Source organism: Pseudomonas sp. lyk4-TYG-107 (assembly GCF_030209055.1).
Lineage (GTDB): Bacteria > Pseudomonadota > Gammaproteobacteria > Pseudomonadales > Pseudomonadaceae > Aquipseudomonas > Aquipseudomonas putida_A.
Window position 1 is genome coordinate 118,405 of sequence record NZ_JARVST010000009.1, and the last position, 24,765, is coordinate 143,169.

Annotated in this window: 20 protein-coding genes; 13 read left to right on the forward strand and 7 right to left on the reverse strand. The window is 61.1% G+C overall.

What is annotated here, in order from left to right; genetic code table 11:
• Positions 1-167 precede the first annotated feature (167 nt).
• A complete protein-coding gene (locus tag QRN61_RS09865) occupies positions 168-1,502 on the forward strand; it encodes a substrate-binding domain-containing protein (RefSeq protein ID WP_285373686.1) in 1,335 nt (444 codons plus the stop codon).
• Between the two features lie 143 nt (positions 1,503-1,645).
• Here the strand turns inward: QRN61_RS09865 and QRN61_RS09870 are convergent, their stop codons facing one another.
• The gene (locus tag QRN61_RS09870; RefSeq protein WP_285373687.1) at positions 1,646-2,875 is read right to left on the reverse strand and encodes an acyl-CoA dehydrogenase; all 1,230 of its coding nucleotides are present in this window, start codon (positions 2,873-2,875) and stop codon (positions 1,646-1,648) included.
• A 157-nt stretch (positions 2,876-3,032) separates the two neighbouring features.
• Here QRN61_RS09870 and QRN61_RS09875 point away from each other — a divergent pair, with 157 nt between their 5' ends.
• The 3 genes from QRN61_RS09875 to QRN61_RS09885 all read left to right on the forward strand — a co-directional run bounded on the left by QRN61_RS09875 (position 3,033) and on the right by QRN61_RS09885 (position 5,589).
• A complete protein-coding gene (locus tag QRN61_RS09875) occupies positions 3,033-3,962 on the forward strand; it encodes a LysR family transcriptional regulator (protein WP_027614626.1) in 930 nt (309 codons plus the stop codon).
• Between the two features lie 178 nt (positions 3,963-4,140).
• Positions 4,141-4,542: a MerR family transcriptional regulator gene (locus QRN61_RS09880; protein ID WP_096795666.1), complete on the forward strand. Its 402-nt coding sequence runs from the start codon at positions 4,141-4,143 to the stop codon at positions 4,540-4,542.
• 147 nt (positions 4,543-4,689) lie between these two features.
• A complete protein-coding gene (locus QRN61_RS09885; protein ID WP_027614624.1) occupies positions 4,690-5,589 on the forward strand; it encodes a hydroxymethylglutaryl-CoA lyase in 900 nt (299 codons plus the stop codon).
• A 667-nt stretch (positions 5,590-6,256) separates the two neighbouring features.
• Here the strand turns inward: QRN61_RS09885 and QRN61_RS09890 are convergent.
• Positions 6,257-7,954: an AMP-binding protein gene (locus QRN61_RS09890; RefSeq protein ID WP_285373688.1), complete on the reverse strand. Its 1,698-nt coding sequence runs from the start codon at positions 7,952-7,954 to the stop codon at positions 6,257-6,259.
• Positions 7,955-8,312: 358 nt separating this feature from the next.
• Between QRN61_RS09890 and QRN61_RS09895 the strand changes: the two genes are divergently transcribed.
• The 4 genes from QRN61_RS09895 (at position 8,313) to QRN61_RS09910 (ending at position 13,982) form a co-directional block, all read left to right on the forward strand.
• Complete coding sequence (locus QRN61_RS09895; protein WP_007961115.1) at positions 8,313-9,476, forward strand: isovaleryl-CoA dehydrogenase; 1,164 nt, start codon at positions 8,313-8,315, stop codon at positions 9,474-9,476.
• A 13-nt stretch (positions 9,477-9,489) separates the two neighbouring features.
• Positions 9,490-11,097, forward strand: coding sequence for a carboxyl transferase domain-containing protein (locus QRN61_RS09900; RefSeq protein WP_285373689.1), 1,608 nt, complete (start codon positions 9,490-9,492; stop codon positions 11,095-11,097).
• 120 nt (positions 11,098-11,217) lie between these two features.
• Positions 11,218-12,033, forward strand: a complete 816-nt coding sequence (locus QRN61_RS09905; RefSeq protein WP_285373690.1) for a gamma-carboxygeranoyl-CoA hydratase — start codon at positions 11,218-11,220, stop codon at positions 12,031-12,033.
• Positions 12,033-13,982: an acetyl/propionyl/methylcrotonyl-CoA carboxylase subunit alpha gene (locus QRN61_RS09910; protein ID WP_285373691.1), complete on the forward strand. Its 1,950-nt coding sequence runs from the start codon at positions 12,033-12,035 to the stop codon at positions 13,980-13,982. Before QRN61_RS09905 ends, QRN61_RS09910 begins: the two co-directional genes overlap by 1 nt.
• A 39-nt stretch (positions 13,983-14,021) precedes the next feature.
• Here QRN61_RS09910 and QRN61_RS09915 read toward each other — a convergent pair whose 3' ends face one another.
• Positions 14,022-14,681: a LexA family protein gene (locus QRN61_RS09915; protein WP_096795671.1), complete on the reverse strand. Its 660-nt coding sequence runs from the start codon at positions 14,679-14,681 to the stop codon at positions 14,022-14,024.
• 131 nt (positions 14,682-14,812) lie between these two features.
• On the opposite strand from QRN61_RS09915, the gene QRN61_RS09920 reads away from it, so the two are divergent.
• The 3 genes from QRN61_RS09920 (at position 14,813) to QRN61_RS09930 (ending at position 18,134) form a co-directional block, all read left to right on the forward strand.
• Positions 14,813-15,151: a DUF6124 family protein gene (locus QRN61_RS09920; protein WP_027614617.1), complete on the forward strand. Its 339-nt coding sequence runs from the start codon at positions 14,813-14,815 to the stop codon at positions 15,149-15,151.
• A gap of 481 nt (positions 15,152-15,632) precedes the next feature.
• Positions 15,633-16,784 (forward strand): M14 family metallopeptidase, encoded by a 1,152-nt coding sequence (locus tag QRN61_RS09925; protein ID WP_285373692.1) that lies wholly within the window; start codon positions 15,633-15,635, stop codon positions 16,782-16,784.
• 150 nt (positions 16,785-16,934) lie between these two features.
• Positions 16,935-18,134, forward strand: a complete 1,200-nt coding sequence (locus tag QRN61_RS09930; RefSeq protein ID WP_115990207.1) for an MFS transporter — start codon at positions 16,935-16,937, stop codon at positions 18,132-18,134.
• Here the strand turns inward: QRN61_RS09930 and QRN61_RS09935 are convergent.
• The gene (locus QRN61_RS09935) at positions 18,131-18,676 is read right to left on the reverse strand and encodes a cytochrome b (RefSeq protein WP_027614614.1); all 546 of its coding nucleotides are present in this window, start codon (positions 18,674-18,676) and stop codon (positions 18,131-18,133) included. The genes QRN61_RS09930 and QRN61_RS09935 overlap by 4 nt on opposite strands.
• Positions 18,673-19,767: a catalase family peroxidase gene (locus QRN61_RS09940; RefSeq protein WP_096795675.1), complete on the reverse strand. Its 1,095-nt coding sequence runs from the start codon at positions 19,765-19,767 to the stop codon at positions 18,673-18,675. The genes QRN61_RS09935 and QRN61_RS09940 overlap by 4 nt, the downstream gene beginning before the upstream one ends.
• 157 nt (positions 19,768-19,924) lie before the next feature.
• Here QRN61_RS09940 and QRN61_RS09945 point away from each other — a divergent pair, with 157 nt between their 5' ends.
• Both QRN61_RS09945 and QRN61_RS09950 read left to right on the forward strand, forming a co-directional pair.
• Positions 19,925-20,431 carry an RNA polymerase sigma factor gene (locus tag QRN61_RS09945; protein ID WP_247268586.1) on the forward strand — a complete coding sequence of 169 codons (507 nt, stop codon included), beginning with the start codon at positions 19,925-19,927 and terminating at the stop codon, positions 20,429-20,431.
• A complete protein-coding gene (locus QRN61_RS09950; RefSeq protein ID WP_285373693.1) occupies positions 20,428-21,183 on the forward strand; it encodes an anti-sigma factor family protein in 756 nt (251 codons plus the stop codon). Before QRN61_RS09945 ends, QRN61_RS09950 begins: the two co-directional genes overlap by 4 nt.
• A gap of 124 nt (positions 21,184-21,307) precedes the next feature.
• Here QRN61_RS09950 and QRN61_RS09955 read toward each other — a convergent pair whose 3' ends face one another.
• A complete protein-coding gene (locus QRN61_RS09955; RefSeq protein WP_285373694.1) occupies positions 21,308-22,279 on the reverse strand; it encodes a Csu type fimbrial protein in 972 nt (323 codons plus the stop codon).
• The gene (locus QRN61_RS09960) at positions 22,276-24,633 is read right to left on the reverse strand and encodes a fimbria/pilus outer membrane usher protein (protein ID WP_285373695.1); all 2,358 of its coding nucleotides are present in this window, start codon (positions 24,631-24,633) and stop codon (positions 22,276-22,278) included. Before QRN61_RS09960 ends, QRN61_RS09955 begins: the two co-directional genes overlap by 4 nt.
• Between the last annotated feature and the right edge of the window lie 132 nt (positions 24,634-24,765).

Sequence of the window (24,765 nt, forward strand, 5' to 3'; positions counted from 1 at the left end):
CAGTCGTCTCTAGTAGATCGAAATGAAGATTTTGGGTCGGCTTCGCCAACCATCGGGGATAAATCCCCTCACCACGGACTCACTCCTACATTGGATCCCTGTCATGTTTTGGTCATGCGCCTGACTTAATCTCCCCGGCAATCCCCTTGGCTTGATTCGGTGCCGGCATGACCCTGCGTGTTCTGTTCGCTTTTCTGTCGAGTGCATGGCTGACGGTCAGTGCCGCCACCCTGCCCATCCCTGAAAACGGCCCGGCGTTGCGCATTCAGGGTTCCAACACCATTGGCGCCGACCTTGGCCCGGCGTTGGTTGAAGGCTTTCTGCAGGACCAGGGCCTGCTGAAAATTCACCGCGAGAACCCCGACGCCGCCAACGAACAACACATCGTCGGCCAGACTGCCCAAGGCAAACGGGTGGTGATTGAAGTCGCCGCCCACGGTTCCAGCACCGGGTTCACCGCGCTGAAAAGCGCCAGTGCCGACCTCGCCGCCTCCTCCCGACCGATCAAGGACAGCGAACTGCTCAGCCTGCAAGCGCTCGGCGATCTGAAAAGCGCCGCCGCCGAGCAGGTGATTGCCATCGACGGTCTGGCGATCATCCTTCACCCCGACAACCCACTGCAGCAACTGGACACCGAGCAACTGGCGCGGATCTTCAGCGGTGAGGTGAAAACCTGGGAAGACCTCGGCGGTCGCGGCGGCGCGATTCATTTATATGCGCGGGATGATCAGTCCGGCACTTACGACACGTTCAAGGAACTGGTGCTGGGTCGGCGTGGGAAAAGTCTGAGTTCCAGTGCGAAACGCTTCGAATCCAGCGAGCAATTGTCCGACGCGGTGAGCAGTGATCCGCAGGGTATCGGTTTCATCGGTCTGCCGTATGTGCGTCAGGCCAAAGCCGTGGCGATTGCCGACGGCGCATCGCAATCGATGTTGCCGCTCAACAGTCTGATTGCCACTGAGGACTATCCGCTGTCGCGGCGCCTGTTCTTTTATCTGCCGCCCGGCAACCAGAATCCGTGGGCATCGGCACTGGTGGCGTTTGCGCAAAGCCCACAGGGCCAGAAGATTGTCGCGGCCAACGGCTTCATCAGCCAGACCGTGCACGCGATGACCGTGACACCGAATGCGCTGATGCCCGAGGGTTATCAATCCCTCAGCCGCCATGCCCAGCGTCTGACGGTGAATTTCCGTTTCGAGGAAGGCAGCGCCAGCCTCGACAACAAGGCGCGGCAGGATCTGGCGCGGGTGCTCGACTATATACAGCGCCACGACAAGACCGAGCGCGCGGTGACGCTGGTGGGTTTTGGCGACGAGAAAGACGATCCGGCCCGCGCCGACCTGCTGTCGAAGTTGCGGGCGATGGCGGTGCGTCGCGAACTGGTGAAGAACGGCGTGGTGATGCGCGAAGTGCGCGGGTTTGGCGCGTTGATGCCGGTGGCGGCGAACAGTGCGGATGAAGGCAGGATCAAGAATCGGCGGGTTGAGGTTTGGGTGTATTAGACCTGATGTTGATGCACTGAATCGGCTTAAGTCATCGCTGGCAAGCCAGCTCCCACAGTGTCCGAGTCGTACACAAAATTCATGTACGTTCAAAAAACTGTGGGAGCTGGCTTGCCAGCGATGAACGATAACTTGGTCTAAGATCAGCGCTCGCTACGCAGCATTTCCTTCGGCACATACTTGCCGATCTCGAACTTGCCGATTGCCGCGCGGTGCACTTCGTCCGGGCCGTCGGCCAGGCGCAGGGTGCGCTGCATGGCGTACATATAGGCCAGCGGGAAATCGTTGGAAACCCCGGCCCCGCCGTGGATCTGGATCGCCCGGTCGATCACCCGCAGCGCCACGTTCGGCGCGACGACCTTGATCTGCGCGATCTCGCTCTTCGCCACTTTGTTGCCGACGGTGTCCATCATGTACGCCGCTTTCAGGGTCAGCAGGCGCGCCATGTCGATTTCCATCCGCGAGTCAGCGATCTTGTCGACGTTACCGCCCAGACGCGCCAGCGGTTTGCCGAACGCGGTGCGACTCACCGAGCGCTTGCACATCAATTCCAGCGCACGTTCAGCCATGCCGATCGAGCGCATGCAGTGGTGAATCCGCCCTGGGCCGAGGCGACCTTGAGCGATTTCGAAGCCGCGTCCTTCACCGAGCAGGACGTTTTCGTACGGCACGCGCACGTTGTCGAACAGCACTTCGGCGTGGCCGTGCGGTGCATCGTCGTAGCCGAACACCGGCAGCGGACGGACGATTTTCACCCCGGGGGTATCGACCGGCACGAGGATCATCGAGTGCTGCGCATGGCGCGGTGCGTCGGGGTTGCTCAGGCCCATGAAGATCAGGATCTTGCAGCGCGGATCGCAGGCGCCGGAAGTCCACCATTTCTTGCCGTTGATCACCCACTCGTCGCCATCACGCACGGCGCGGGCGGCCATGTTGGTGGCGTCGGACGAGGCCACGTCAGGCTCGGTCATGGCGAACGCCGAGCGGATCTCGCCGCGCAGCAGCGGTTCGAGCCAGCGCTGTTTCTGCTCTTCGTTGGCGTAGCGCACCAGCACTTCCATGTTGCCGGTGTCCGGCGCCGAGCAGTTGAACGGCTCCGGCCCCAACAAAGAACGGCCCATGATTTCCGCCAGCGGTGCGTATTCAAGGTTGGTCAGGCCGGCGCCGAGTTCCGATTCCGGCAGGAACAGATTCCACAGCCCTTCAGCCTTGGCCTTGGCTTTGAGCTCTTCCATGATCGCGGTCGGCTGCCAGCGATCGCCCTCGGCAACCTGGCGTTCGAACACGGCTTCGGCCGGGTAAACGTATGCGTCCATGAACGCGGTCACGCGCTCACGCAGTTCTTGCACCTTGGGCGAATAAGCGAAATCCATGAGCAATTACCTTCTTTAGGCAGAGGTTGTTCAGATCATGCAATCGATGCTAGAACAGCGCTGATAATTTACCTAGCCTATTCTCGGCGTGTATAAACATTCATCACCGATATATGATCCGCTGATCGTCAGCCCCTAGAACAAGAGAAGCCGCGTTATGAATCTGAGTAAGGTCGACCTCAACCTTTTCATCGTCTTCGACGCGATTTACACCGAAGCCAACCTGACCCGCGCCGGGCAGATTGTCGGGATTACCCAGCCGGCGGTGTCCAACGCGCTGGCGCGGTTGCGCGAGACCTTCAACGATCCGCTGTTCGTGCGCACCGCCCAGGGCATGGTGCCGACGCCGATGGCACAGAACATCATCGGTCCGGTGCGCAACGCGCTGTCGCTGCTGCGGGTGTCGGTCCAGGAGAGCCGGATTTTCAACCCGGCGCAGGCGGTGAAGACTTATCGCATCAGCATGACCGACCTCACCGAAGCAGTGATTCTGCCGCCGCTGTTCCAGCGTTTGCGGCGTCTGGCGCCGACGGTGATCATCGAGAGTTTCCTGTCCAAACGCCGCGAAACCACAAAGGAACTGGCTGCCGGGCGCCTGGATTTCGCCGTCGATGCACCGCTCAACACTGACCCGCAGGTGCGTCACGTCAAGCTGATGGAGGACCGTTACGTCTGTGCGATGCGCAAGGGCCATCCGCTGGCGGGCAAGGAAAAACTGTCGCTGGATGACTATCTGTCGCTGACCCACATCCATATATCCAGTCGTCGCAGCGGGCTGGGCTACGTGGATCTGGCGCTGGGCAAAATGGGCATTCAGCGCAAGATCGCCCTGCGCTCGCAGCATTATCTGATGGCGTCGCAGGTCATGCAGCAGACCGACATGGTGATGACGGTACCCGAGCGCTTTGCCCGGCGTAACGACTTGCATGCGTTCAACCTGCCGGTCAACGACGTGCCGCCGCTGGAGACTCACCTGTACTGGCATGAAAGCACCGACCAGGACCCGGCCAATCGCTGGATGCGCGAGCAGATCATCGAGTTGTGCCAGCAGGTGGCGGCGCAGGAGAAGAAGCTGGACAAAGTGTAAGTCTTTGCACCGAGTCGCTGGCATCGCGAGCAGGCTCACTCCTACATACGACCGCGTTTCAATTGTAGGAGTGAGCCTGCTCGCGATGAGGCCCACAAGAACACCGCAGATCATCCTGCTTGACGTAAACGTCAACTCGCCATTAGCTTAGCGCCAAGACCTTTTTCCGAGCGCTTTCATGAGCAGCCAGACCTACAGCATTTCCGACCTCGCCCGCGAGCTGGACATCACCACCCGGGCGATCCGCTTTTATGAAGAACAAGGCCTGCTCAGCCCCGAGCGTCGTGGCCAGGAACGCATCTACTCGCCGCGCGACAAGGTCAGCCTGAAGCTGATCCTGCGCGGCAAGCGCATCGGTTTCTCCCTGGCCGAATGCCGTGAGCTGATCGAGCTCTATGACCCGTCCAGCGGTAACACCAAACAGCTCAACAGCATGCTGGCAAAAATCGGCGAGCGCCGCGAACAGCTCGAGCAGCAGTTGCTCGACATCGAACAGATGAAGCTTGAACTCGACACCGCTGAAGAGCGCTGCGTGCAGGCGTTGGAGCAGACGCTCAAGGGCCAGCAGATAGCGCAGTAATCAGCCACAACTCATTCCCTGTGGGAGCGGGCTTGCTCGCGAAGGCGGAGTGTCAGGCGACAAATTTTGTATCTGATACACCGCCTTCGCGAGCAAGCCCGCTCCCACAGGGACCTCATGTAATTCCGAAAATGAGCAGGTCAACCCATGTCCCTCCCCTCCCAAGTACGCCTGATCGAAGTCGGCCCGCGCGATGGCTTGCAGAACGAAGCCCAACCGATCAGCGTGGCTGACAAGGTGCAACTGGTCGACGCCCTGAGCGCCGCCGGCCTTGGTTATATCGAAGTCGGCAGTTTTGTCTCGCCGAAATGGGTGCCGCAGATGGCCGGATCCGCCGAAGTGTTTGCGCAGATCCAGCGCAAACCCGGCGTGACCTACGGCGCACTGGCGCCGAACCTGCGCGGTTTTGAAGATGCACTGGCGGCCGGTGTGAAAGAAGTCGCGGTGTTCGCTGCGGCGTCCGAGGCGTTCTCGCAGCGCAACATCAATTGCTCGATCAGCGAAAGTCTGGCGCGCTTCGCACCGATCATGGAGGCCGCGAAACAGCACGGCGTTACCGTGCGCGGTTACGTGTCCTGCGTGCTCGGTTGCCCTTATGAAGGCGAGGTCGCACCGGAACAAGTGGCGATGGTCGCCCGCGAGTTGTATGCGATGGGCTGCTACGAAGTGTCCCTTGGCGACACCATCGGCACCGGCACCGCCGGCGCGACCCGGCGGTTGTTCGAAGTGGTGTCGGCGCAGGTGCCACGGGAGAAACTCGCCGGGCACTTCCACGACACCTACGGCCAGGCGATGGCCAACATCTATGCCAGCCTGCTGGAAGGCATCGCGGTGTTCGACAGCTCTATCGCCGGCCTCGGCGGCTGCCCGTACGCCAAAGGCGCGAGCGGTAACGTCGCCACCGAAGACGTGGTGTACCTGCTCAACGGCCTGGGCATCGAGACCGGTATCGACCTGGACGCCTTGATTGCGGCGGGTCAGCAGATCAGCGCGGTGCTCGGTCGCCCGAGCGGTTCGCGTGTGGCCAAGGCCCGTAACGCCCAGTGAGGGCGAAGGTGTTACCGCTGCGTCGGAAACGTGGGCGTAGACGAGTAACACGGAAACAAATTGTCTGGTTTGCCCTGAAGGAAAAATCCTTCAAAAATATCAAGCCCTTGATTTACAAGGGTTTTAAAAAGTTGGCACGGCTTCTGCTATCTCTATGGCATAACAAGAATAAAAAGCAGCAAACCAATAAAAATAAGACGTACCGACTCTGACATAACAAAAACAACACGGCAGAGACGCAGCTAACAGATTTTTTTGGAGAAGGTGTGCTTTTCAGGGTGCTCTCAGGAGTGACCCGCAACCGGGCAGAGAACAATAAAACTACCTTCAGGTAGCTCCCGAATCGGTTGGATCGTTTAACGAGAAAGCAGATCAGCGCTCAAAAAAATACGTTTGCTCTTGACCCCGGATGGGGGTCGCCAAAAACAGCGGTAAAGGGCCACGGTTGCCAAAAACAACAACAGACCGCCCCTCAATAATAAAAAAGAGCACGCGACGACAAAATTAAAGGGGAGCTTCGGCTCCCCTTTGTGCTTTCTGTGATTCCTGTTTTCACTGCGCATCCCTTGTGGGAGCGAGCCTGCTCGCGAAAGCGGTGTATCAGACTCATCTGCGCTGAATGACACACTGCATTCGCGAGCAGGCTCGCTCCCACATTTGATCTTCGTCAGGCCTGCTTTTCGCGGAGCTCCTCGATACTGATCTCACGCATCCTGAACTTCTGGATCTTACCCGTCACCGTCATCGGGAACTCCTCCACAAACTTGAAGTAACGCGGCGTCTTGAAGTGCGCGATGCGCTCCTTGCACCACGCTTGCAGCTCTTGTTCGGTGGCATTGTGACCGGGGTGGAACTTGATCCAGGCGACAATCTCCTCGCCGTAACGCGAGCAGGGAATGCCGATCACTTGTACGTCCGCCACCGCCGGGTGGGTGAAGAAAAACTCTTCGAGCTCACGCGGATAAACGTTCTCGCCGCCGCGAATGATCATGTCCTTGTTACGCCCGGCGATGTTCACGTACCCCTCATCGTTCATACTCGCCAGATCGCCGGTGTGCATCCAGCCGGCCTCGTCGATGGCTTCGGCCGTGGCTTGCGGGTTGCTCCAGTAACCGAGCATCACACTGTAACCGCGGGTGCACAGCTCACCGATGGTGCCGCGCGGCACCAGGTTGCCCGCCTCGTCGATGATTTTGCTTTCCAGTTGCGGCTGGGTGCGGCCGACGGTGGTGACGCGCAGTTCAAGTTCATCGTTGGGTCCGGTCTGCAGCGACACCGGACTGGTCTCGGTCATGCCGTAGGCAATCTGCACTTCGCTCATGTGCATCTCGCTGATGACCCGGCGCATTACCTCGATCGGGCAAGTGGCGCCGGCCATGATCCCGGTGCGCAGGGTCGACAGGTCGAACTCGGCCCGCTGCGGCTGATCGAGCATGGCGATGAACATGGTTGGCACGCCATAGAGGCCGGTGGCTTGTTCTTCGGCGACGGTTTGCAGGGTCAGTAACGGGTCGAACGCGTCGTTGGGATAAATCATGGTGCTGGCGTGGGTGATGCAGCCGAGGTTGCCCATGACCATGCCGAAGCAGTGATACAGCGGCACGGGGATCACCAGGCGGTCGCTCGGGGTCAGGCCGATGCTTTCGCCGACCATGTAACCGTTGTTGAGGATGTTGTAGTGACTGAGGGTCGCGCCCTTGGGGAAACCGGTGGTGCCGGAGGTGTACTGGATGTTCACCGGTTGATCGAAGTGCAGGCTGTCGCTGCGCTCACGCAGTTGTTCGGGCGAAACACTGCTCGCCAGATCGGCCAGTTGCGACCACGGCAGGAAGCCCGACGGTGGCTGTGCGTCGAGGCTGATCACCCCGCGCAAATCCGCCAGACGTTCGCTGCGCAACTGGCCGATGGATTGCTCGGCGAGCTGCGGTACCAGCCCTTGCAACATGGCGTGGTAGTTGGAGGACTTGAAAGCGCCGGCGCACACCAGCCACTGGCAACCGGACTGCTTGAGCACGTATTCCAGTTCGGAGCTGCGGTAGGCCGGGTTGATGTTGACCAGGATCACGCCGATCTTCGCCGTGGCGATTTGCGTAATGCACCACTGCGCGCAGTTCGGCGCCCAGATGCCGAGCCGGTCGCCGGCCTGCAAGCCCAGCGCCAGCAAGGCCCTGGCGTGCAGGTCGACGCTATCGGCCAGTTGCTGCCAGGTGTAGCGCAACTGCTGATGCCTTACGACCAGCGCCTCGCCGTGCGGGTGTTGCGCAACCGTCTGATCAAACTTCTGCCCGATGGTCATCGCCAGCAAGGCTTTGTCCTGTGAGCCACGGGTGTAGCTGCGCTGCGGGTTTGCACTGGGTTGATCCATGATGACCCCTATTGTCTTTATTAGTGGGTTTACCGGGATTTTGCTCTTGGCGGGAGTCAACTGTGGCGAGGGGATTCATCCCCGATGGTGTGCGAAGCGCACCCTCAGTTTTTCCTGTTGAACCGCATTCACAGGTTTTGGGTCGGCTTCGCCAACCATCGGGGATGAATCCCCTCACCACACAAGCCCGCTCCCACCAAAAGCACTCCGCTTTCAATCCTGAACTGCCCCTACTCTCGCTCAAGTTGACGTTAACGTAAAGGGTGATTGACAGCCAACCATCGCAGGCTTACGTTAACGTAAAGGTGAGAGCCATTGACCGCCCTCCCCACCCTACAAAAAAGCCAAAAGGTGACCCATGAGCTACCCATCCCTGAACTTCGCCCTCGGTGAAACCATCGACATGCTGCGCGATCAGGTTCAGTCCTTCGTCGCCGATCAGATCGCCCCACGCGCCGCGCAGATCGACCGCGACAACCTGTTCCCGGCCGACATGTGGCGAAAATTCGGTGACATGGGCCTGCTCGGCATCACCGTGCCGGAAGAGTACGGCGGTGCGGGTCTGGGTTACCTGGCGCACGTGGTGGCGATGGAAGAAATCAGCCGCGGCTCGGCTTCCGTGGCGCTGTCCTACGGCGCGCACTCCAATCTCTGCGTCAACCAGATCAACCGCAACGGCAACCACGAACAGAAATCCAAATACCTGCCGAAGCTGATCAGCGGCGAACACGTTGGTGCACTCGCCATGAGCGAGCCGAACGCCGGTTCCGACGTGGTCTCGATGAAACTGCGCGCCGACAAACGCGGCGACCGCTTCGTGCTCAATGGCAGCAAGACCTGGATCACCAACGGCCCTGACGCCAACACCTACGTGATCTACGCCAAGACCGACCTGGAAAAAGGCCCGCACGGCATCACCGCGTTCATCGTCGAGCGCGACTGGAAAGGCTTCAGCCGCAGCAACAAGTTCGACAAGCTCGGCATGCGCGGTTCCAACACCTGCGAGCTGTTCTTCGATGACGTCGAAGTGCCAGAAGAAAATATCCTCGGCGTGCTCAATGGCGGCGTGAAAGTGCTGATGAGTGGCCTCGATTATGAACGCGTGGTGCTGTCCGGCGGCCCGACCGGGATCATGCAGTCGTGCATGGACCTGATCGTGCCGTACATCCACGATCGCAAGCAGTTCGGCCAGAGCATCGGCGAATTCCAGCTGATCCAGGGCAAAGTCGCCGACATGTACACCCAGCTCAACGCAAGCCGCGCCTACCTGTATGCGGTGGCCCAGGCCTGCGAGCGTGGCGAAACCACGCGCAAGGACGCCGCCGGAGTGATCCTCTACACCGCCGAGCGCGCCACGCAAATGGCCCTCGACGCGATCCAGATTCTCGGCGGTAACGGCTACATCAACGAATTCCCGGCCGGGCGTCTGCTGCGTGATGCCAAGCTTTACGAAATCGGCGCCGGCACCAGTGAGATCCGGCGCATGCTGATCGGCCGCGAACTGTTCAACGAAACCCGCTAAAACGGAGCTGCACATGGCTATCCTGCATACCCAGCTCAACCCCCGTTCAGCAGAGTTCGCCGCCAACAGTGCGGCGATGCTTGAACAGGTCGACGCGCTGCACACCCTGCTCGCCCAAGTGGCGCAGGGCGGCGGCGCGAAAGCCCAGGAACGTCACACCTCGCGGGGCAAGTTGCTCCCGCGCGAACGCATCAACCGTCTGCTCGATCCGGGCTCGCCGTTTCTCGAGATCAGCCAGCTCGCCGCACACGCCGTGTATGGCGAAGACGTACCGGCCGCCGGGGTGATTGCCGGGATCGGCCGGGTCGAAGGCGTCGAGTGCATGATCGTCGCCAACGACGCGACGGTGAAAGGTGGCTCGTACTACCCGCTGACCGTGAAAAAACACCTGCGTGCGCAGACCATCGCCCAGCAGAACCGCCTGCCGTGCATCTATCTGGTGGACTCGGGCGGCGCCAACCTGCCGCGTCAGGACGAAGTGTTCCCGGATCGCGAGCACTTTGGCCGGATCTTCTTCAACCAGGCCAACATGAGCGCCATGGGCATTCCGCAAATCGCCGTGGTCATGGGCTCGTGCACCGCGGGCGGTGCCTATGTGCCGGCGATGGCGGACGAAGCAATCATGGTGCGCAATCAGGCAACGATCTTCCTCGCCGGCCCACCTTTAGTGAAAGCCGCGACCGGAGAAGTGGTCAGCGCTGAAGACCTCGGCGGTGCCGATGTGCACTGCAAGATTTCCGGCGTGGCCGACCATTACGCCGAGAGCGACGAACACGCCCTCGCCCTCGCCCGCCGCAGCGTCGCCAACCTCAACTGGCGCAAGCTCGGCGAAGTGCAGCAGCGCACGCCGATTGCGCCGCTGTACGTCAGCGACGAGTTATATGGCGTGGTTTCGGCCGACGCCAAACAGCCATTCGACGTGCGCGAAGTGATTGCGCGGCTGGTCGACGGTTCGGTGTTCGATGAATTCAAGGCGCTGTTCGGCACCACGCTGGTCTGCGGTTTTGCGCACCTGCATGGCTACCCGATCGCGATCCTCGCCAACAACGGCATCCTCTTCGCCGAAGCCGCGCAAAAAGGCGCGCACTTCATCGAACTGGCCTGCCAGCGCGGCATTCCGCTGCTGTTCCTGCAGAACATCACCGGCTTCATGGTCGGCCAGAAATATGAGGCCGGCGGCATCGCCAAACACGGCGCCAAACTTGTGACCGCCGTGGCGTGCGCCAAGGTGCCGAAATTCACCGTGATCATCGGCGGCAGTTTCGGCGCCGGTAACTACGGCATGTGCGGGCGCGCTTACGATCCGCGCTTCCTGTGGATGTGGCCGAATGCGCGCATCGGCGTGATGGGTGCCGAGCAGGCGGCGGGCGTGCTGGTGCAGGTCAAGCGCGAGCAGGCCGAACGCAGCGGCCAGGCCTTCAGCGCCGCGCAGGAAGCCGAGATCAAACAGCCGATCCTCGACCAGTACGAAGAGCAGGGTCACCCCTACTACTCCAGCGCACGCCTATGGGACGACGGCGTCATCGACCCGGCGCAGACCCGTGATGTGCTGGCCCTGGCCTTGTCCGCGTCGTTAAACGCGCCTATCGAACCTAGCCGCTTCGGCGTGTTCCGGATGTGATGCTTTTTTTGTGGGAGTGAGCTTGCTCGCGAAAGCGGTGTATCAGTCAACGTATCCGCAACTGACAGACCGTCTTCGCGAGCAAGCCCGCTCCCACAGAAACCGTGGAGACGGATGAATATGAGCGATTTCAACACCCTTGAACTGCAGAACGATCCACGGGGTTTCGCCACCCTGTGGCTCAACCGTGCGGAAAAGAACAACGCGTTCAACGCCGAGATGATCCGCGAGCTGATTCTGGCATTGGACAAGGTTGCCAGCGACGCCAGCCTGCGTTTCCTGTTGGTGCGCGGGCGTGGCAGGCATTTCAGCGCCGGCGCCGATCTGGCGTGGATGCAGCAATCGGCCGAACTCGATTACCACACCAACCTGGACGATGCCCGCGAACTGGCGGAGCTGATGTACAACCTCGCCAAGCTGAAAATCCCGACCGTGGCCGTGGTGCAGGGCGCGGCGTTCGGCGGCGCGCTGGGGCTGATCAGTTGCTGCGACATGGCAATCGGCGCCGATGACGCGCAATTCTGTCTGTCGGAAGTGCGCATCGGCCTGGCGCCGGCGGTGATCAGTCCGTTCGTGGTGCAGGCCATCGGCGAACGTGCCGCGCGTCGTTATGCGCTGACTGCCGAGCGCTTCGGTGGGCAGCGGGCGCGGGAAATCGGTTTGTTGTCCGAGAGCTACCCGGCCGCCGAGCTTGATCAAGCCGTAGAACAATGGATCGACAACCTGCTGCTCAACAGCCCCGCCGCGATGCGCGCCAGTAAAGATCTGCTGCGCGAAGTCGGCAACGGCGCGCTGACCCCGGCCCTGCGCCGTTACACCGAAAACGCCATCGCGCGCATCCGCGTCAGCCCCGAAGGCCAGGAAGGCCTGCGCGCCTTTCTGCAAAAACGTGCGCCGAGCTGGCAAGCCGCAACCACCACCAAGGAGCCGCGTTGATGAGCGCACCTGTTCTCACCACCCTGCTGGTGGCCAACCGTGGCGAAATCGCTTGCCGGGTCATGCGTACCGCCAAGGCGCTGGGCCTGACCACCGTCGCCGTGCACAGCGCCACCGACCGCGAAGCGCGGCACAGCCGCGAAGCGGATATCCGCGTTGATCTCGGCGGCAGCAAAGCCGCCGACAGCTATCTGCAAATCGACAAGCTGATCGCGGCGGCCAAGGCCAGCGGCGCGCAGGCGATTCACCCGGGTTACGGCTTCCTGTCGGAAAACGCCGGGTTCGCTCGTGCCATCGAAGCGGCCGGGCTGATTTTCCTCGGCCCGCCCGCTTCGGCCATCGACGCGATGGGCAGCAAATCCGCAGCCAAGGCCCTGATGGAAACCGCCGGTGTGCCGCTGGTGCCGGGCTATCACGGCGAGGCGCAGGATCTCGAAACCTTCCGCGATGCCTGCGCACGCATTGGCTATCCGGTGCTGCTCAAGGCCACGGCCGGTGGCGGCGGCAAAGGTATGAAAGTGGTTGAGGACGTCAGCCAACTGGCCGAAGCGCTGGCCTCGGCGCAGCGTGAGGCGCAGTCGTCGTTCGGCGATTCGCGGATGCTGGTGGAGAAATACCTGCTCAAACCACGCCATGTGGAAATTCAGGTGTTCGCCGATCAGCATGGCAACTGCCTGTACCTCAACGAGCGTGATTGCTCGATCCAGCGCCGGCACCAGAAGGTCGTCGAAGAAGCCCCGGCCCCGGGCCTGACCCCGGAACTGCGCCGCGCCATGGGCGAAGCGGCCGTGCGTTCGGCGCAGGCGATCGGTTACGTCGGTGCCGGCACCGTCGAGTTTCTGCTCGATGCGCGTGGCGAATTCTTCTTCATGGAGATGAACACGCGCTTGCAGGTCGAGCACCCGGTCACCGAAGCGATCACTGGCCTCGATCTGGTGGCGTGGCAGATTCTTGTGGCGCGCGGTGAAGCGCTGCCGATCACCCAGGATCAGGTGCCGCTCAATGGCCATGCGATTGAAGTGCGCCTGTATGCCGAAGATCCGTCGAATGATTTCCTGCCCGCCACCGGACGTCTGGAGCTTTACCGTGAATCGGCCGCCGGACCGGGGCGTCGGGTGGATAGCGGGGTTGCAGAAGGCGATGAAATTTCGCCGTTCTATGACCCGATGCTCGGCAAGCTGATCGCTTGGGGCGAAGATCGCGAACAGGCGCGCCTACGGCTGTTGAGCATGCTTGATGAGTTCGCGATTGGCGGCTTGAAGACCAACATCAACTTCCTGCGGCGGATCATCGCGCATCCCGCGTTTGCCGCCGCGGAGCTGGATACCGGGTTTATTCCGCGTTATCAGGAAACGCTGCTGCCCGCTCCGGGTGAGCTGAGCGATGAGTTCTGGCAGACCGCAGCACAGGCTTTCGCGCAGAGTCTGCCGGGCGCTGTTCGGGCGGATGACCTGGGTTCGCCGTGGGCGTTGAACAGCGGGTTGCGCGCAGGGTTGCCGGCGGAAGTCACCTTGCACTTGAGCTGCGAAGGTCAGGATCGGGCGTTGACCTTGGGCAGCACCGACAACGCCAAACTGTCGGATGAAGCATTGGTCGTCGAGCACGATGGCGTACGTCGCACCTTGCGCGCCATTCGTCAGGGCGATTCGCTGTACCTGCAATGGGAAGGCGAGTTGCGGCGTATTCAGATGTTCGACCCAATCACCGCCGTCGACGCCAGCCACAGCCATCAGGGCGGTCTGACTGCGCCAATGAACGGCAGCATCGTGCGGGTGTTGGTGGAGGCCGGGCAATCGGTCGAGGCCGGTGCGCAACTGGTGGTGCTGGAGGCGATGAAGATGGAGCACAGCATTCGCGCGCCCCATGCGGGAGTGATCAAAGCGCTGTATTGCCAGGAAGGCGAAATGGTCGGCGAAGGCAGCGCTTTGGTTGAATTGGAAGCCGTGTAAATGGGAGATCGATCCTACGCCGAGCGAGGATCGATCGGACTAGAAACGCGCCGTGGCTTGAACCACCACGCCGATGATTCGACACTCATCGGTGAACAGGGCTTTGGGCCAAGTCGGATTGAGCGGTACCAGATAACGCTGGCCGCCCTCTTCGTCGAGCTTGCGAAAGATCGCTTCATCGCAGCCCTGCCACTGGGCGATCACCAGTTTGCCGGGCAGCGCTTCCACCTCCGGATCCACCAGGATCAGCATGCCTTCGGCGATGCTCTGACCTGAAGGTGCGGTCATCGAATTTCCCGTCACGGTCAGCCAGAACGCTGCGCCACGGGCGTGATAATCCGTCAGTTCGAAGCGCTGCTTGTCATGCGTCGGGGCGTAAGCAGCGGTTGCACTCTCGCGCGATTCGCACGGCGTGTGCCAATCGCTGACCGGATAGCGGAAATACGGGTTGTACTTCTGCGCCAGCGGCATCTCGTCATCGTCGGTCTCCTGCGGTTCGCGAATCACCAGCACCACTTCCAGGAAGTCCATTCCCAGCGCCTGCAATACGCGGTTCATTTCCGTAATACCCGGCTCGCGACGTTTGTTCAGCCAATGGCCGATCCCGCCCTGGGACATGCCGACGCGCTCTCCGAGCTCTGTTTGAGTGATTTTGAGTTCACTCATTTTGGCCTTGACCAACTCAATCCATTTATCCATGTGCGGCACCTTACTTGCCCCGCCTTCGGCCGACAAAACACATATTGTAGTATTTAAATTCTGGTCACAACTACGCATCGTACTATGCTGAAAGCACGGACTTTCAATCGAACAAGGAGTGACCCTTCACCATGAATATCAGCAGCAAAGACTTGCCCGATCTGCAAATGGACACCACGTTCACCTCCCCTCAAGGCAACGCGGCAGCGCAGCGAGCACTGGACTATTACTTGAAACCAGCTGTTTCAGAACCCGAGGTCGAGGAGCGATTTTTCAATGTAAAACGCCATCTCAGCGGCGAAGAGGCCCTCGTGCACGCGTCGGATCTGTTGCGCTGCGCAGCCGCCACCGCCTTCAAGGCAGCCGAAAACCTGCAGGGCGCGAGCCGCGACCTGGCATTTTCGGTGGTGCATATGGTGGATATGGCGCGGGCGATGGTCGACCATTCAATTGATGGCGAACAGCTCTGACGGATACGGGAAGCGGACGGACAGGAAAGAATTTCCCCATCGAGCAGATAAAAACATTTGACTTGCAAATGATAATGATTATTATTGCAAGCAGCTGGTCGCGAGATCAGTCGATGGACCAGAGACCTTAGGTCGGTCTTCTGGACTATCTCCTCATCAGGCTAATCACGGTTTTTGACCCGGCTTTTTGCCGGGTCTTTTTTTGCCCGTTTTTCGGGCTTATGGCTTCAGGCTAATGAAGTCTTTGGGTGCTGCAAATTCGATGGCGCGGATAATATCAAAAGAATATCGCTTGGCAAGCAAAGCCCGGCCAGATTGGGGCAAACTAATGACAATTAGCACTTGAGAATCAATCGCACAGTCTCTAAGCTGCTTGCGCGTCACGGAAGACGCCCCCCACCGCAACCCGCAATTTCCCTCGGTTTCACCCCAGTCTTGCGTGTAAAGTAGCCGCCATAAAAATCATATTCAGGAACCGATTATGACCGTGGCCAAATCTTCGTTCGACATCAGCGCCAACTTCGACAGCGGCAACATTCAAGTCATCGACATCTCCAACCCGCTCAACCCGGTTCTGGCCATTCGCCCGGATACCCGGAGCGCTCACTTCCAGTGGTTCCACTTCAAGGCCAGCGGCCTGCATGTTCATCAGGAACACTGGTTTCGCCTGGTCAACGCCAGCCAATCCTCCTACAACAAAGCCTGGACCGGCTATCAGGCTGTTGCGTCCTACGACCATGTGAATTGGTTTCGTATTCCTACCAGTTTCGAAGGCGACAGCCTGCGCTTCTGCCTCGAAGCCGAGCAGACCCACGCCTGGTTCGCCTACTTCGAACCCTACAGCCGAGGTCGTCACGACTGGCTGATCGAGCAAGCGCTGACCAAGGCCGGCACCGAACTGCTGGCAACCGGCAAAAGCGTCGAGGGTCGTGACATTCAGCTGCTGCGCAAGGGCAGCGGCGCCGAAGGCCAGCGCAAAATCTGGATCATCGCGCAACAGCACCCGGGCGAACACATGGCCGAATGGTTCATGGAAGGCGTGATCGAGCGCCTGGAACGCCACGACGATCCGGTGCTGAACAAGCTGCTCGCCAGCGCCGATCTGTATCTGGTGCCAAACATGAACCCGGACGGCGCCTTCCACGGTCATTTGCGTACCAACGCCATGGGCCAGGACCTGAACCGCGCTTGGCAGAGCGCCAGTCAGGAAATCAGCCCAGAGGTACTTTTCGTACAACAGCAGATGGAAAAGTACGGCGTCGATCTGTTTCTCGATGTACACGGTGATGAAGAAATTCCCCACGTGTTCACCGCCGGTTGCGAAGGCAACCCGGGTTACACGCCGCGCATCGAGAAGCTTGAAGAGCATTTCCGCACGCACCTCAAGCACACCACGAAAGACTTCCAGACCAAATATGGCTACACCCGCGACGAACCGGGTCAGGCCAACATGACCCTGGCCTGCAACGCGGTCGGCCAGAAATACGACTGCCTGTCGCTAACCCTGGAAATGCCGTTCAAGGATCACGACGACCATCCGAACAAAGAAACGGGCTGGTCGGGCAAGCGCTCGAAACAGTTGGGCAAAGACGTGCTGACCACCATCGCCGACATGGTCGACACTCTGCGCTGATCCCTCCCCCGCTCCACCCAAAGATCGCAGCTATGCCTGCGATCTTTTTTTTTGCGCAATCAAACGCCATGACCAACAAGGTTGCAAATTAAAACCAGAATGCTTAACGTGATTCTGGTTTTAATTTGAAACCCAAAAAGGAATCAGGGCATGCAACCTCAACCTCTCAAAAGCAGCGTGGTGCTGCTGTTTGCCGTCGCCTGTGGACTGGCGGTGGGCAACGTGTATTACGCGCAGCCGCTGCTGGACGCCATGGCCGATGCCTTCGCCATGTCACCGGCAACCATCGGCATCGTCATTACCCTGACGCAGATCGGCTACGGCATTGGCCTGGTATTGCTGGTGCCACTTGGCGACTTGCTCAACCGACGCCGGTTGATCGTCACCCAGACCCTGCTCTCGGCCGTCGCGCTGCTGATGATCGCGCTGGCGCCAAACAGCGCCTGGTTGCTGCTCGGCATGACCCTGACCGGTTTGCTCGCGGTGGTGACGCAAGTGCTGGTGGCGTACGCCGCGACCCTGGCGATCCCGGCGCAACGCGGTCGGGTGGTCGGCGTGGTCACCAGCGGTATCGTCGTCGGCATTCTGCTTGCTCGCACGATTGCCGGGGCCATGGCTGATCTGGCGGGTTGGCGGGCGATCTATCTGCTGTCGGCGGGGCTGACGCTGCTGATGGCACTGCTGCTGTTGCGCGTCTTGCCCAGGGATGAAGCCGCGCAGCCCGCAAGCCGTTACGGCGCGCTGATCGCTTCGGTATTCAGCCTGTTCAGGCAAGAGCCGGTGCTGCGCCAACGGGCGATTCTCGCGCTGCTGACCTTTGCCAGCGCCATGGTGCTGTGGACGCCGATGGTGCTGCCGCTGGCCGCCCCGCCACTGTCGCTGTCGCACAGTGAAATCGGCCTGTTCGGCTTAGCCGGCGCCGCCGGTGCACTCGCCGCCGCGCGCGCCGGACATCTGGCTGATCGCGGTCTGGGCCAATGGGTCAGCGGTCTGTCGCTGCTGCTGATGCTCGCCTCGTGGCTGCCGATCGCCCTCACCCAGTCCTCGCTGTGGGCGCTGTTGCTGGGAGTGATCACCCTCGATCTGGGCTTGCAGGCCGTGCACGTCACCAGCCAGAGCATGATCTACAGCGTGCGCCCTGAAGCGCAAAGCCGCCTCACCGCCGGCTACATGCTGTTCTATTCGATCGGCAGTGCATTGGGTTCGATTACCTCGACGGCGATGTACGCCTGGGCCGGCTGGACCGGCGTGTGTCTGCTTGGCGCCGTTATCAACGCAGTGGCGCTGGGTTATTGGTGGCTGACCCTGAGAAGTGGCGCACCGCAGCGGTGCGCCACACAGACGGGTTAATCGCGATCGCGACCGCGCAACATGCTGTCGAGCACCTCGTCGCGACGCACCCAACCATGGAACAGTGCCGCTGCCAGGTGCAACAGCACGGTCAGGAACAACAGGTACGCCAGATAGCCATGCGCCTTGCGCAGCAGGGCAAACACTTGCGCATCGGCCGGCAGGATCGACGGCAACTGCAAGGTATTGCTGAGCATCACCGGCTCCCCGGACGCACTGATCATCGCCCAACCGAGCAGCGGCAGCACCAGCATCAAGGCGTACAACAACACATGCGAAGCCTTGGCCGCCATCACCTGCCAGCCCGGCAGATCCGCCGGCAGCGGCGGCTGTCGAGTGGAAAACCGCACCAACAGACGCACGACCACCAGCAGCAGAATCGCGATCCCCAGCGGTTTGTGCAGATGAATCAGCCATTCATGCCGCTGTGAAACCGAAGTGACCATGCCGGCGCCAATGAACAACATGGCGATGATCATCAGCGCCATCAGCCAGTGCAGCAGCCGCGCCAGCAGCGCGAAATGAGTCGGTTGCGTGCTCATGGGCGAGCCTCCTGTCTGGCGGCGGGCAATTGGCTGACTTCACTGGTGCGCCGTAGATAAGAATCGGCGTAACCGGCGGAACGCGCCGCGAGCAGCGGGTCGTCGGAGCCTTCGATCCCGGCTGGCAGCACCAGCGGATCGTAGTTGATGTCGCGGCATTCGCCGCTGAGCTGCGGCTGAGTCTTCTCCAGCACCAGCGTGCCGGCGTTGATCACCTTGCGACCCTCGGGCCAGGTTTTGCTGGCATCGTTCACCGGATCACCGGGGTTGGCCAGGGTGATATTCAACTGCCAGCGCAACGGTCCCTCGGCCAGGCGCTGCACCAGATCCTTTTCGAGAAAATCCGCGCCCTCCGGCGCCGAGGCTCCGGCGGCATCGCGCGCCAGTGGCGTGACACTCCAGCGCACCGCCTGCTTCTGCCCACTGGCGTTGACCAGATAGAACGCATTCACGCTGTTGTAGGTTTCAGTGGCATAGCTGGCCGACGGTTTGGCGGTCTTCACCCACGTCAGAAACGGCACGGCTTCCGGGTGCGCGGCAAAGAATGCCGGCACTTTCGACGGATCCGGTTTACCCGTGGCCGGATCCGGCGACTGCGCCTGCTGCAACTGATAGAACGCCTCGGGGGTGCCAACCGGGAACACCGGCATGCTGTTCATCCCGGTGCGCCATTGCTGACCGTTGGCCTGGGTGAAACGCAGCGCCAGGCTGCGGATCGGCACGCTGCTGTCCGGGGCGTAGGGATTTCCCGCCGGCAATGCGAAGCGCCCGACCACCGGGGTCTGCGCCTCGTTGAACACCTGCGCGGAAGAAAACGCTCGCGCCTCGCCACTGCTCTCGAAATGCCCGATCACGCACACGCCCTTGGCGTGGTTGCGCCGGAACCCGGGATGCACGCCGTTGTTTTTCTCCAGCACATCGACCAGCGCCTTGGGCGTCAGACGTTGTGGGTCAAGATTACCGTGCACGTAGGCAAACGCCCCGGCCACTGCGGCAACCACCACGGCAATCGCCGTCAGGCGCAACACTGTGCTCGCGGCACTCAAGGGCGGGCGCGACGGCCTGCCCGGCGGTGAAGTGCGATCAACCATGAATAACTCCAGGGCCATCGGCCACAAGTAGGAAGAATCAGCAAGACGCACCCCATCAGGATTTATTCCATAGCCCGGTATTTATTTTTCCGAACGTGGAATAACCTCGAACGGCAGACGTCTCCCTAGTCCACAGCGTAGTGACTAGCAGAAATTCATGAGCGAATTCGACGAACAGTTGAGAGAAATCATTCCCAGATTGCGCCGCTTTGCCGTGTCGTTGACCCGCAACAGCAGCAGCGCCGACGATCTGGTGCAGGCCAGCCTCGAGCGGGCTCTGTCCGGCTGGAGCGCGAAACGCGCCGAGGGTGATGTGCGCGCATGGCTGTTCGCGATCCTCTATCGGCAGTTTCTCGACGCCCACCGACGCTCGCGCCGTTATGCGCGGATGCTCGAATTCTTCACCGGTCGCGACGACGCCGAACCCTCGGTCGAGCGCACCGTGATCGCCCAATCGACCCTGCAAGCCTTCGATCGCCTGCCCACCGAACAACGCGCGCTGTTGCTGATGGTCTCGGTCGAAGGCCTGAGCTACAAGGAAGTCGCGGACATCCTCGACGTCCCCACCGGCACGGTGATGTCGCGCCTGTCCCGCGCCCGCCAGGCCTTGCGCCAGCTCAGCGACGGCGAAATCAGCAGCCCTTCTTTGCGGATACTCAAATGATCAGCATGCCTCCCAGTGAGCGTGACCTGCACGCGTACGTCGACCATCAACTCAACGAGGCCGACCGGCGTCTGGTCGACACCTGGCTGACCACTCACCCGGAAGCCGCCGCGCAGGTGCGCGCCTGGCAGCACGACGCCCAGTTGTTGCGCGCAGCCCTGGGCGGTGCCTTGCAGCAACCGGCCAATCCGGAACTCGATCCGGCGCTGATTCGCCAGCGCCTCAAGCGTCAGTCGCGTCGTCACCTGGCCAGCGCGGCGGTGTTGCTGATCGCGGTCGGCATCGGCGGGTTCAGTGGCTGGCAGGCGCGGGAAATGACCCTCGTGAGGTCTTCGATGTTGCCGATGACCGACGCCTTGCAGGCCTATCGTTTGATCGCCCAGCAAGGGATATTGCCGGCGGACTACAAGGTTGCCAGTGACGGCGACATGCAGCATTGGCTCGACCGCTATTTCACCCAGGCCAGTCGCTTGCCGGATCTGAAATCCGCCGGTTTCGAACCGGTCAGTGGCCGCCTGCTCAGCACCGATGAAGGCCCGGCGGCGATGGTGGTGTATGAGGATCGCAGCGGCCACAAGGTCAGTTTCTATGTGCGGCCACCGGGGCCGAAGAACACCTTCCTGCCTCGCGGCAGTCGCAGCGACGGCGATCTGCAGGCCGATTACTGGTCCGGTGGCGGGTACAACTATGCGATGGTCAGCCCGACGGATTCGCCGGCGGTGCAGCAATTGAGGCAGTCACTGCCATTGTGAAAACTGCGCCAATCCCCCTGTGGGAGCGGGCTTGCTCGCGAAAGCGGTAGATCAGCCACCATCATTGCTGAATGACACACCGTATTCGCGAGCAAGCCCGCTCCCACAGGGGTCATCGTATGAGTCAGAACCCTACATCGAGCACCACATTGTCCAGGTACGTCCCCGCCGGCGGTGTGGTCTGATCGGTGTAGATCTTCGCGTTGTAGTTGAAGATCTGACTTCCGGTGCCCAGACCATTTCCTGGATTGACCTCGGCGTCAGTGCTCGACCGGCGCGCACTGCCGACACTGCCCCAACGAGTAGTCCCGGCGCTTTTGAAGATGTCGTAGGCCAGATAATTACTTCCGGAAATCATCCGCCGCCGACCGCCGACACTGACCGGGTTCTGCCCGTCGCTCAAACCGACGGTGTAGGCGCTGCCCTTGGTACAGGCCAGGTTGATGGTCTGCCCGGTCACCGGGGTAAAAGCGCTGATCACCGGTGCACTGCCAAAGGCAATGTTCGGCGCGGTAATCGTGCAGTCGTTGGACACGGTCAGGTTCACCGTCAGCGTCGCCGTACCGCTATTGATGTCACGCCCCAGACAAACACTGCCGATACCGATCCCGGAGCAGTAATTCCAGTTCCAGAAAATGCTCAGGGTTTCCGTATAAACCCCGGCGGCGACGTTACTGCCAATGGTCGTGCCCAAGTACAGCGGCACGGTTTTCGGGGTGGTGCCGTTGAGCAATCCCAAGGCATCGATAATGCCGTTACGGGCGAAGTCGAAGGCGCTGCCACGGGTGACCGGGTAGCTGGTGCTGTTGTTGGCGTAGATCGTGTAGCCGATGACGTCGCCGCTCGGCCCGAGCAAACCACTCTGGGTCGAGGTGATGGTGGCGTAGAAATGGTCGTTGCTGGTCAGCAATGACAACAGCGAACCGGTACAACTCAACCCGGCATTGAGCGTGGAACTGGGCTGCGTCGTGGTGCGCACGGCAATCGAACTGATCGAACCGAACGCCGCCGGCGTGGTGCTGACCACCGAACACAAGGCCTGCGCCATCCCCGGCAGCAGCAACGCCAGACACAGGCAAATCCGCGCCGCGTTCATTGGCACACCAACGGGCCGATCAGCGGCACCTGGCTTTGCTGCATGTCCACGGCGAATTGCGCGTTGCAGGTCTTGCCGTCGGCCAGCGTCACCTGCAACGAGTTCTGCGCCTGGAGGTTTTCCAGATAGACCAAGCCGTCCCAACCGACCACCGTGCGCGTACCGCTCTGCTCATGAAGCACCCCCGCACCCAATGGCAGCTCGCGTTGCTGCGCATCCACCAGCACGATGCTCGCGGCGATTACCCGGGTCAGTGGAAACTCCAGCAAATAACCGCTGCCACGGCGTACGGCGATGCGCTGTTCGACGTTGGGGCTGCGCACGTTGGCCGGCAGATTCAGCGGATCGATTTCGTATTTGCCGCGGTAGTACGCGCTGCTCCACGGCACCAGCAAGTGGCCGTTTTTATCGGTTTGACCGACCTGCTGGTTTTCGTAGCGCACCGGAATGTCGGCGAAACCATCGGTGCTGACCACCACAAACGCGTCGTCGATGCGATTGGCGGCGAACACCTGGCGGTCCATCCACACCAGCGAGCCACTGGCATCGGCCCAACGGGTCTCGGCGTCTGAGGTGCCGTAAACCCCGGCCTGCAACTGCACCGATTGCAGACGCCAGGTCACATCAGCCTGACGATAATCGGGGCCATCACCCTTGGCATACCCCAGATTGAAACCGACCCCGCCCTCGGTCGGCACCGAACGACTGTAATTGACCCGCTGCTGACTCTGCCCGGTCTTGCTGCGCTCGCTGCTGATCGCCAGGCTGCCGCGCAGATCGAACGGGATCACCAGTTGCGCTTGCACCGCCCAGTGGCTGTCGCCGATCTCGCGGTTGGCCGACAGATAGAAGCTGCTGTTGCGCCACAGCGGTTTGCTCCAGCTCAGGTTGAGCAGACGCGTGCGCGAATCGTCCGCCGCGCGCACATCGAAATAACCGGCACCGAGGCTGCCCCAGCGCTCTAGGTTGACGCTCAGGGTCGCCTGCTCGCTGCGCCGGCTGAGGCTGATATAAGGGCTGTCGATCACGCTGAGGTCGGCGTACTGATCGCGGCGTTGCAGGCGCTGCCAGGAAAAACTGTAGCGCTGGCTGCTGTACTGATAACCGAGACTCAACTGCTCGCCGCCGTCGCCGTCGAATCGGCTCTGACTGATGGCGCTGTTGAGTACGCCGAAATTGCCCAGACGCCAATTGCCGCCGATCCCGCCGAGGGTCAGCGAGTCAGCCGCTTCGGCGTGGCTTTCCAGGGTGAAGCTGTCGCTGACACCGTAGCGCAGGCTGCCGGAGGTCACGCCAGGGCCATAGCTGAAGTCCTTCAAACCGTAATCGCGGCGCAACGTACCGGCCGCCACCGAGAAATCACTCAGGCCTTTTTGCAGCAGACTGCTGGTGACATAGAACGGCACCGTGGTCGACACCTGCCGCCCCAGCGCATCGGTGGTCACCACCACGGCCTCACCGGCGCCGTTGATGAAGGGAATGTTGGTCAGGGTATACGGACCCGGTTGCAGGTCGGTGCTGCTCGACTTGTAGCCGTTGATGAACAGATCCACCGACGACGGCACCGCGGCCTCACCGGCGAACTGCGGTAACGGATAAGTCACCAGATCCGGGCGCACGGCAAAATCCCGTGAGAACTGCACGCCGCCCAGACGCACCGAATTGCTCCACGGCAAGGCACCGCTGATCACATCCCCGCCTTCGTAGGTGAGCATTCGCTCGTCGTCGGAGTAACGCCAGGTGGTGTCGTAGCGCAGGTAACCGTTGTCCAGTGTGCTGACCGAATCGCCGGACAAGGTGCGCCGGTACTGCCCGGTGTTGGACAACGTGCCCCAACTGTCGAACAGCCGCACCTCGTTCCACGCCGCCAGATAAGTGCCGGCATCGTCGGTGTCGTTGAGGTACAGGTCATAGTTGAACAACGCGCCGAAACTGCTCAGCGCCGGGGTGCGCGGATAGTTCTCGCGATTACCGATGAACTGATCCGGCAGCCACTGCGGTGGCACCACCAGCAGCAGGCGCTGGCCGACACTGTCGTATTCGCTGTGCAGTCCAGGCAGGCCGTCGAGATCAACTTCAGCACCAGGATTGCCCGGCAATTTCATCCCGTTTTCAGCCAATACGCTGGCCGGCAAAAACAGATGCCCGTCACGTTGCTGCACCGCCACCACCCGCCCGGTGTTCATCTGATTGACCACCAACTCCAGAAACAACTGTGCATCACTCACGGCCTCCATGCCGCTGGGCGGTGGCGGCAGTTCGCCGGCCTCGGATGGTTGCACGAACATCAGGCAACACGCGCCGGTCATGAGCCACAACGGACGCTGAATACGACGAGCCCATCCCGGGCTCATACACGCTTTACGTCCGTCAATGGACTCGATCCTCCTGATGCCACTCTTGCCAAAGCCAGTTATCTTTCTCTGGAATTTTGACGACACGATGCATTCATTGTGGCGAGGGAGCTTGCTCCCGCTCGGCGGCGC

Bases quoted from the DNA above. Each gene is read 5' to 3' on its own strand.
- QRN61_RS09865 (WP_285373686.1), top strand. From the start codon at position 168: ATGACCCTGCGTGTTCTGTTCGCTTTTCTGTCGAGTGCATGGCTGACG.
- QRN61_RS09870 (WP_285373687.1), bottom strand. From the start codon at position 2,875: ATGGATTTCGCTTATTCGCCCAAGGTGCAAGAACTGCGTGAGCGCGTG.
- QRN61_RS09875 (WP_027614626.1), top strand. From the start codon at position 3,033: ATGAATCTGAGTAAGGTCGACCTCAACCTTTTCATCGTCTTCGACGCG.
- QRN61_RS09880 (WP_096795666.1), top strand. From the start codon at position 4,141: ATGAGCAGCCAGACCTACAGCATTTCCGACCTCGCCCGCGAGCTGGAC.
- QRN61_RS09885 (WP_027614624.1), top strand. From the start codon at position 4,690: ATGTCCCTCCCCTCCCAAGTACGCCTGATCGAAGTCGGCCCGCGCGAT.
- QRN61_RS09890 (WP_285373688.1), bottom strand. From the start codon at position 7,954: ATGGATCAACCCAGTGCAAACCCGCAGCGCAGCTACACCCGTGGCTCA.
- QRN61_RS09895 (WP_007961115.1), top strand. From the start codon at position 8,313: ATGAGCTACCCATCCCTGAACTTCGCCCTCGGTGAAACCATCGACATG.
- QRN61_RS09900 (WP_285373689.1), top strand. From the start codon at position 9,490: ATGGCTATCCTGCATACCCAGCTCAACCCCCGTTCAGCAGAGTTCGCC.
- QRN61_RS09905 (WP_285373690.1), top strand. From the start codon at position 11,218: ATGAGCGATTTCAACACCCTTGAACTGCAGAACGATCCACGGGGTTTC.
- QRN61_RS09910 (WP_285373691.1), top strand. From the start codon at position 12,033: ATGAGCGCACCTGTTCTCACCACCCTGCTGGTGGCCAACCGTGGCGAA.
- QRN61_RS09915 (WP_096795671.1), bottom strand. From the start codon at position 14,681: ATGGATAAATGGATTGAGTTGGTCAAGGCCAAAATGAGTGAACTCAAA.
- QRN61_RS09920 (WP_027614617.1), top strand. From the start codon at position 14,813: ATGAATATCAGCAGCAAAGACTTGCCCGATCTGCAAATGGACACCACG.
- QRN61_RS09925 (WP_285373692.1), top strand. From the start codon at position 15,633: ATGACCGTGGCCAAATCTTCGTTCGACATCAGCGCCAACTTCGACAGC.
- QRN61_RS09930 (WP_115990207.1), top strand. From the start codon at position 16,935: ATGCAACCTCAACCTCTCAAAAGCAGCGTGGTGCTGCTGTTTGCCGTC.
- QRN61_RS09935 (WP_027614614.1), bottom strand. From the start codon at position 18,676: ATGAGCACGCAACCGACTCATTTCGCGCTGCTGGCGCGGCTGCTGCAC.
- QRN61_RS09940 (WP_096795675.1), bottom strand. From the start codon at position 19,767: ATGGTTGATCGCACTTCACCGCCGGGCAGGCCGTCGCGCCCGCCCTTG.
- QRN61_RS09945 (WP_247268586.1), top strand. From the start codon at position 19,925: ATGAGCGAATTCGACGAACAGTTGAGAGAAATCATTCCCAGATTGCGC.
- QRN61_RS09950 (WP_285373693.1), top strand. From the start codon at position 20,428: ATGATCAGCATGCCTCCCAGTGAGCGTGACCTGCACGCGTACGTCGAC.
- QRN61_RS09955 (WP_285373694.1), bottom strand. From the start codon at position 22,279: ATGAACGCGGCGCGGATTTGCCTGTGTCTGGCGTTGCTGCTGCCGGGG.
- QRN61_RS09960 (WP_285373695.1), bottom strand. From the start codon at position 24,633: ATGAGCCCGGGATGGGCTCGTCGTATTCAGCGTCCGTTGTGGCTCATG.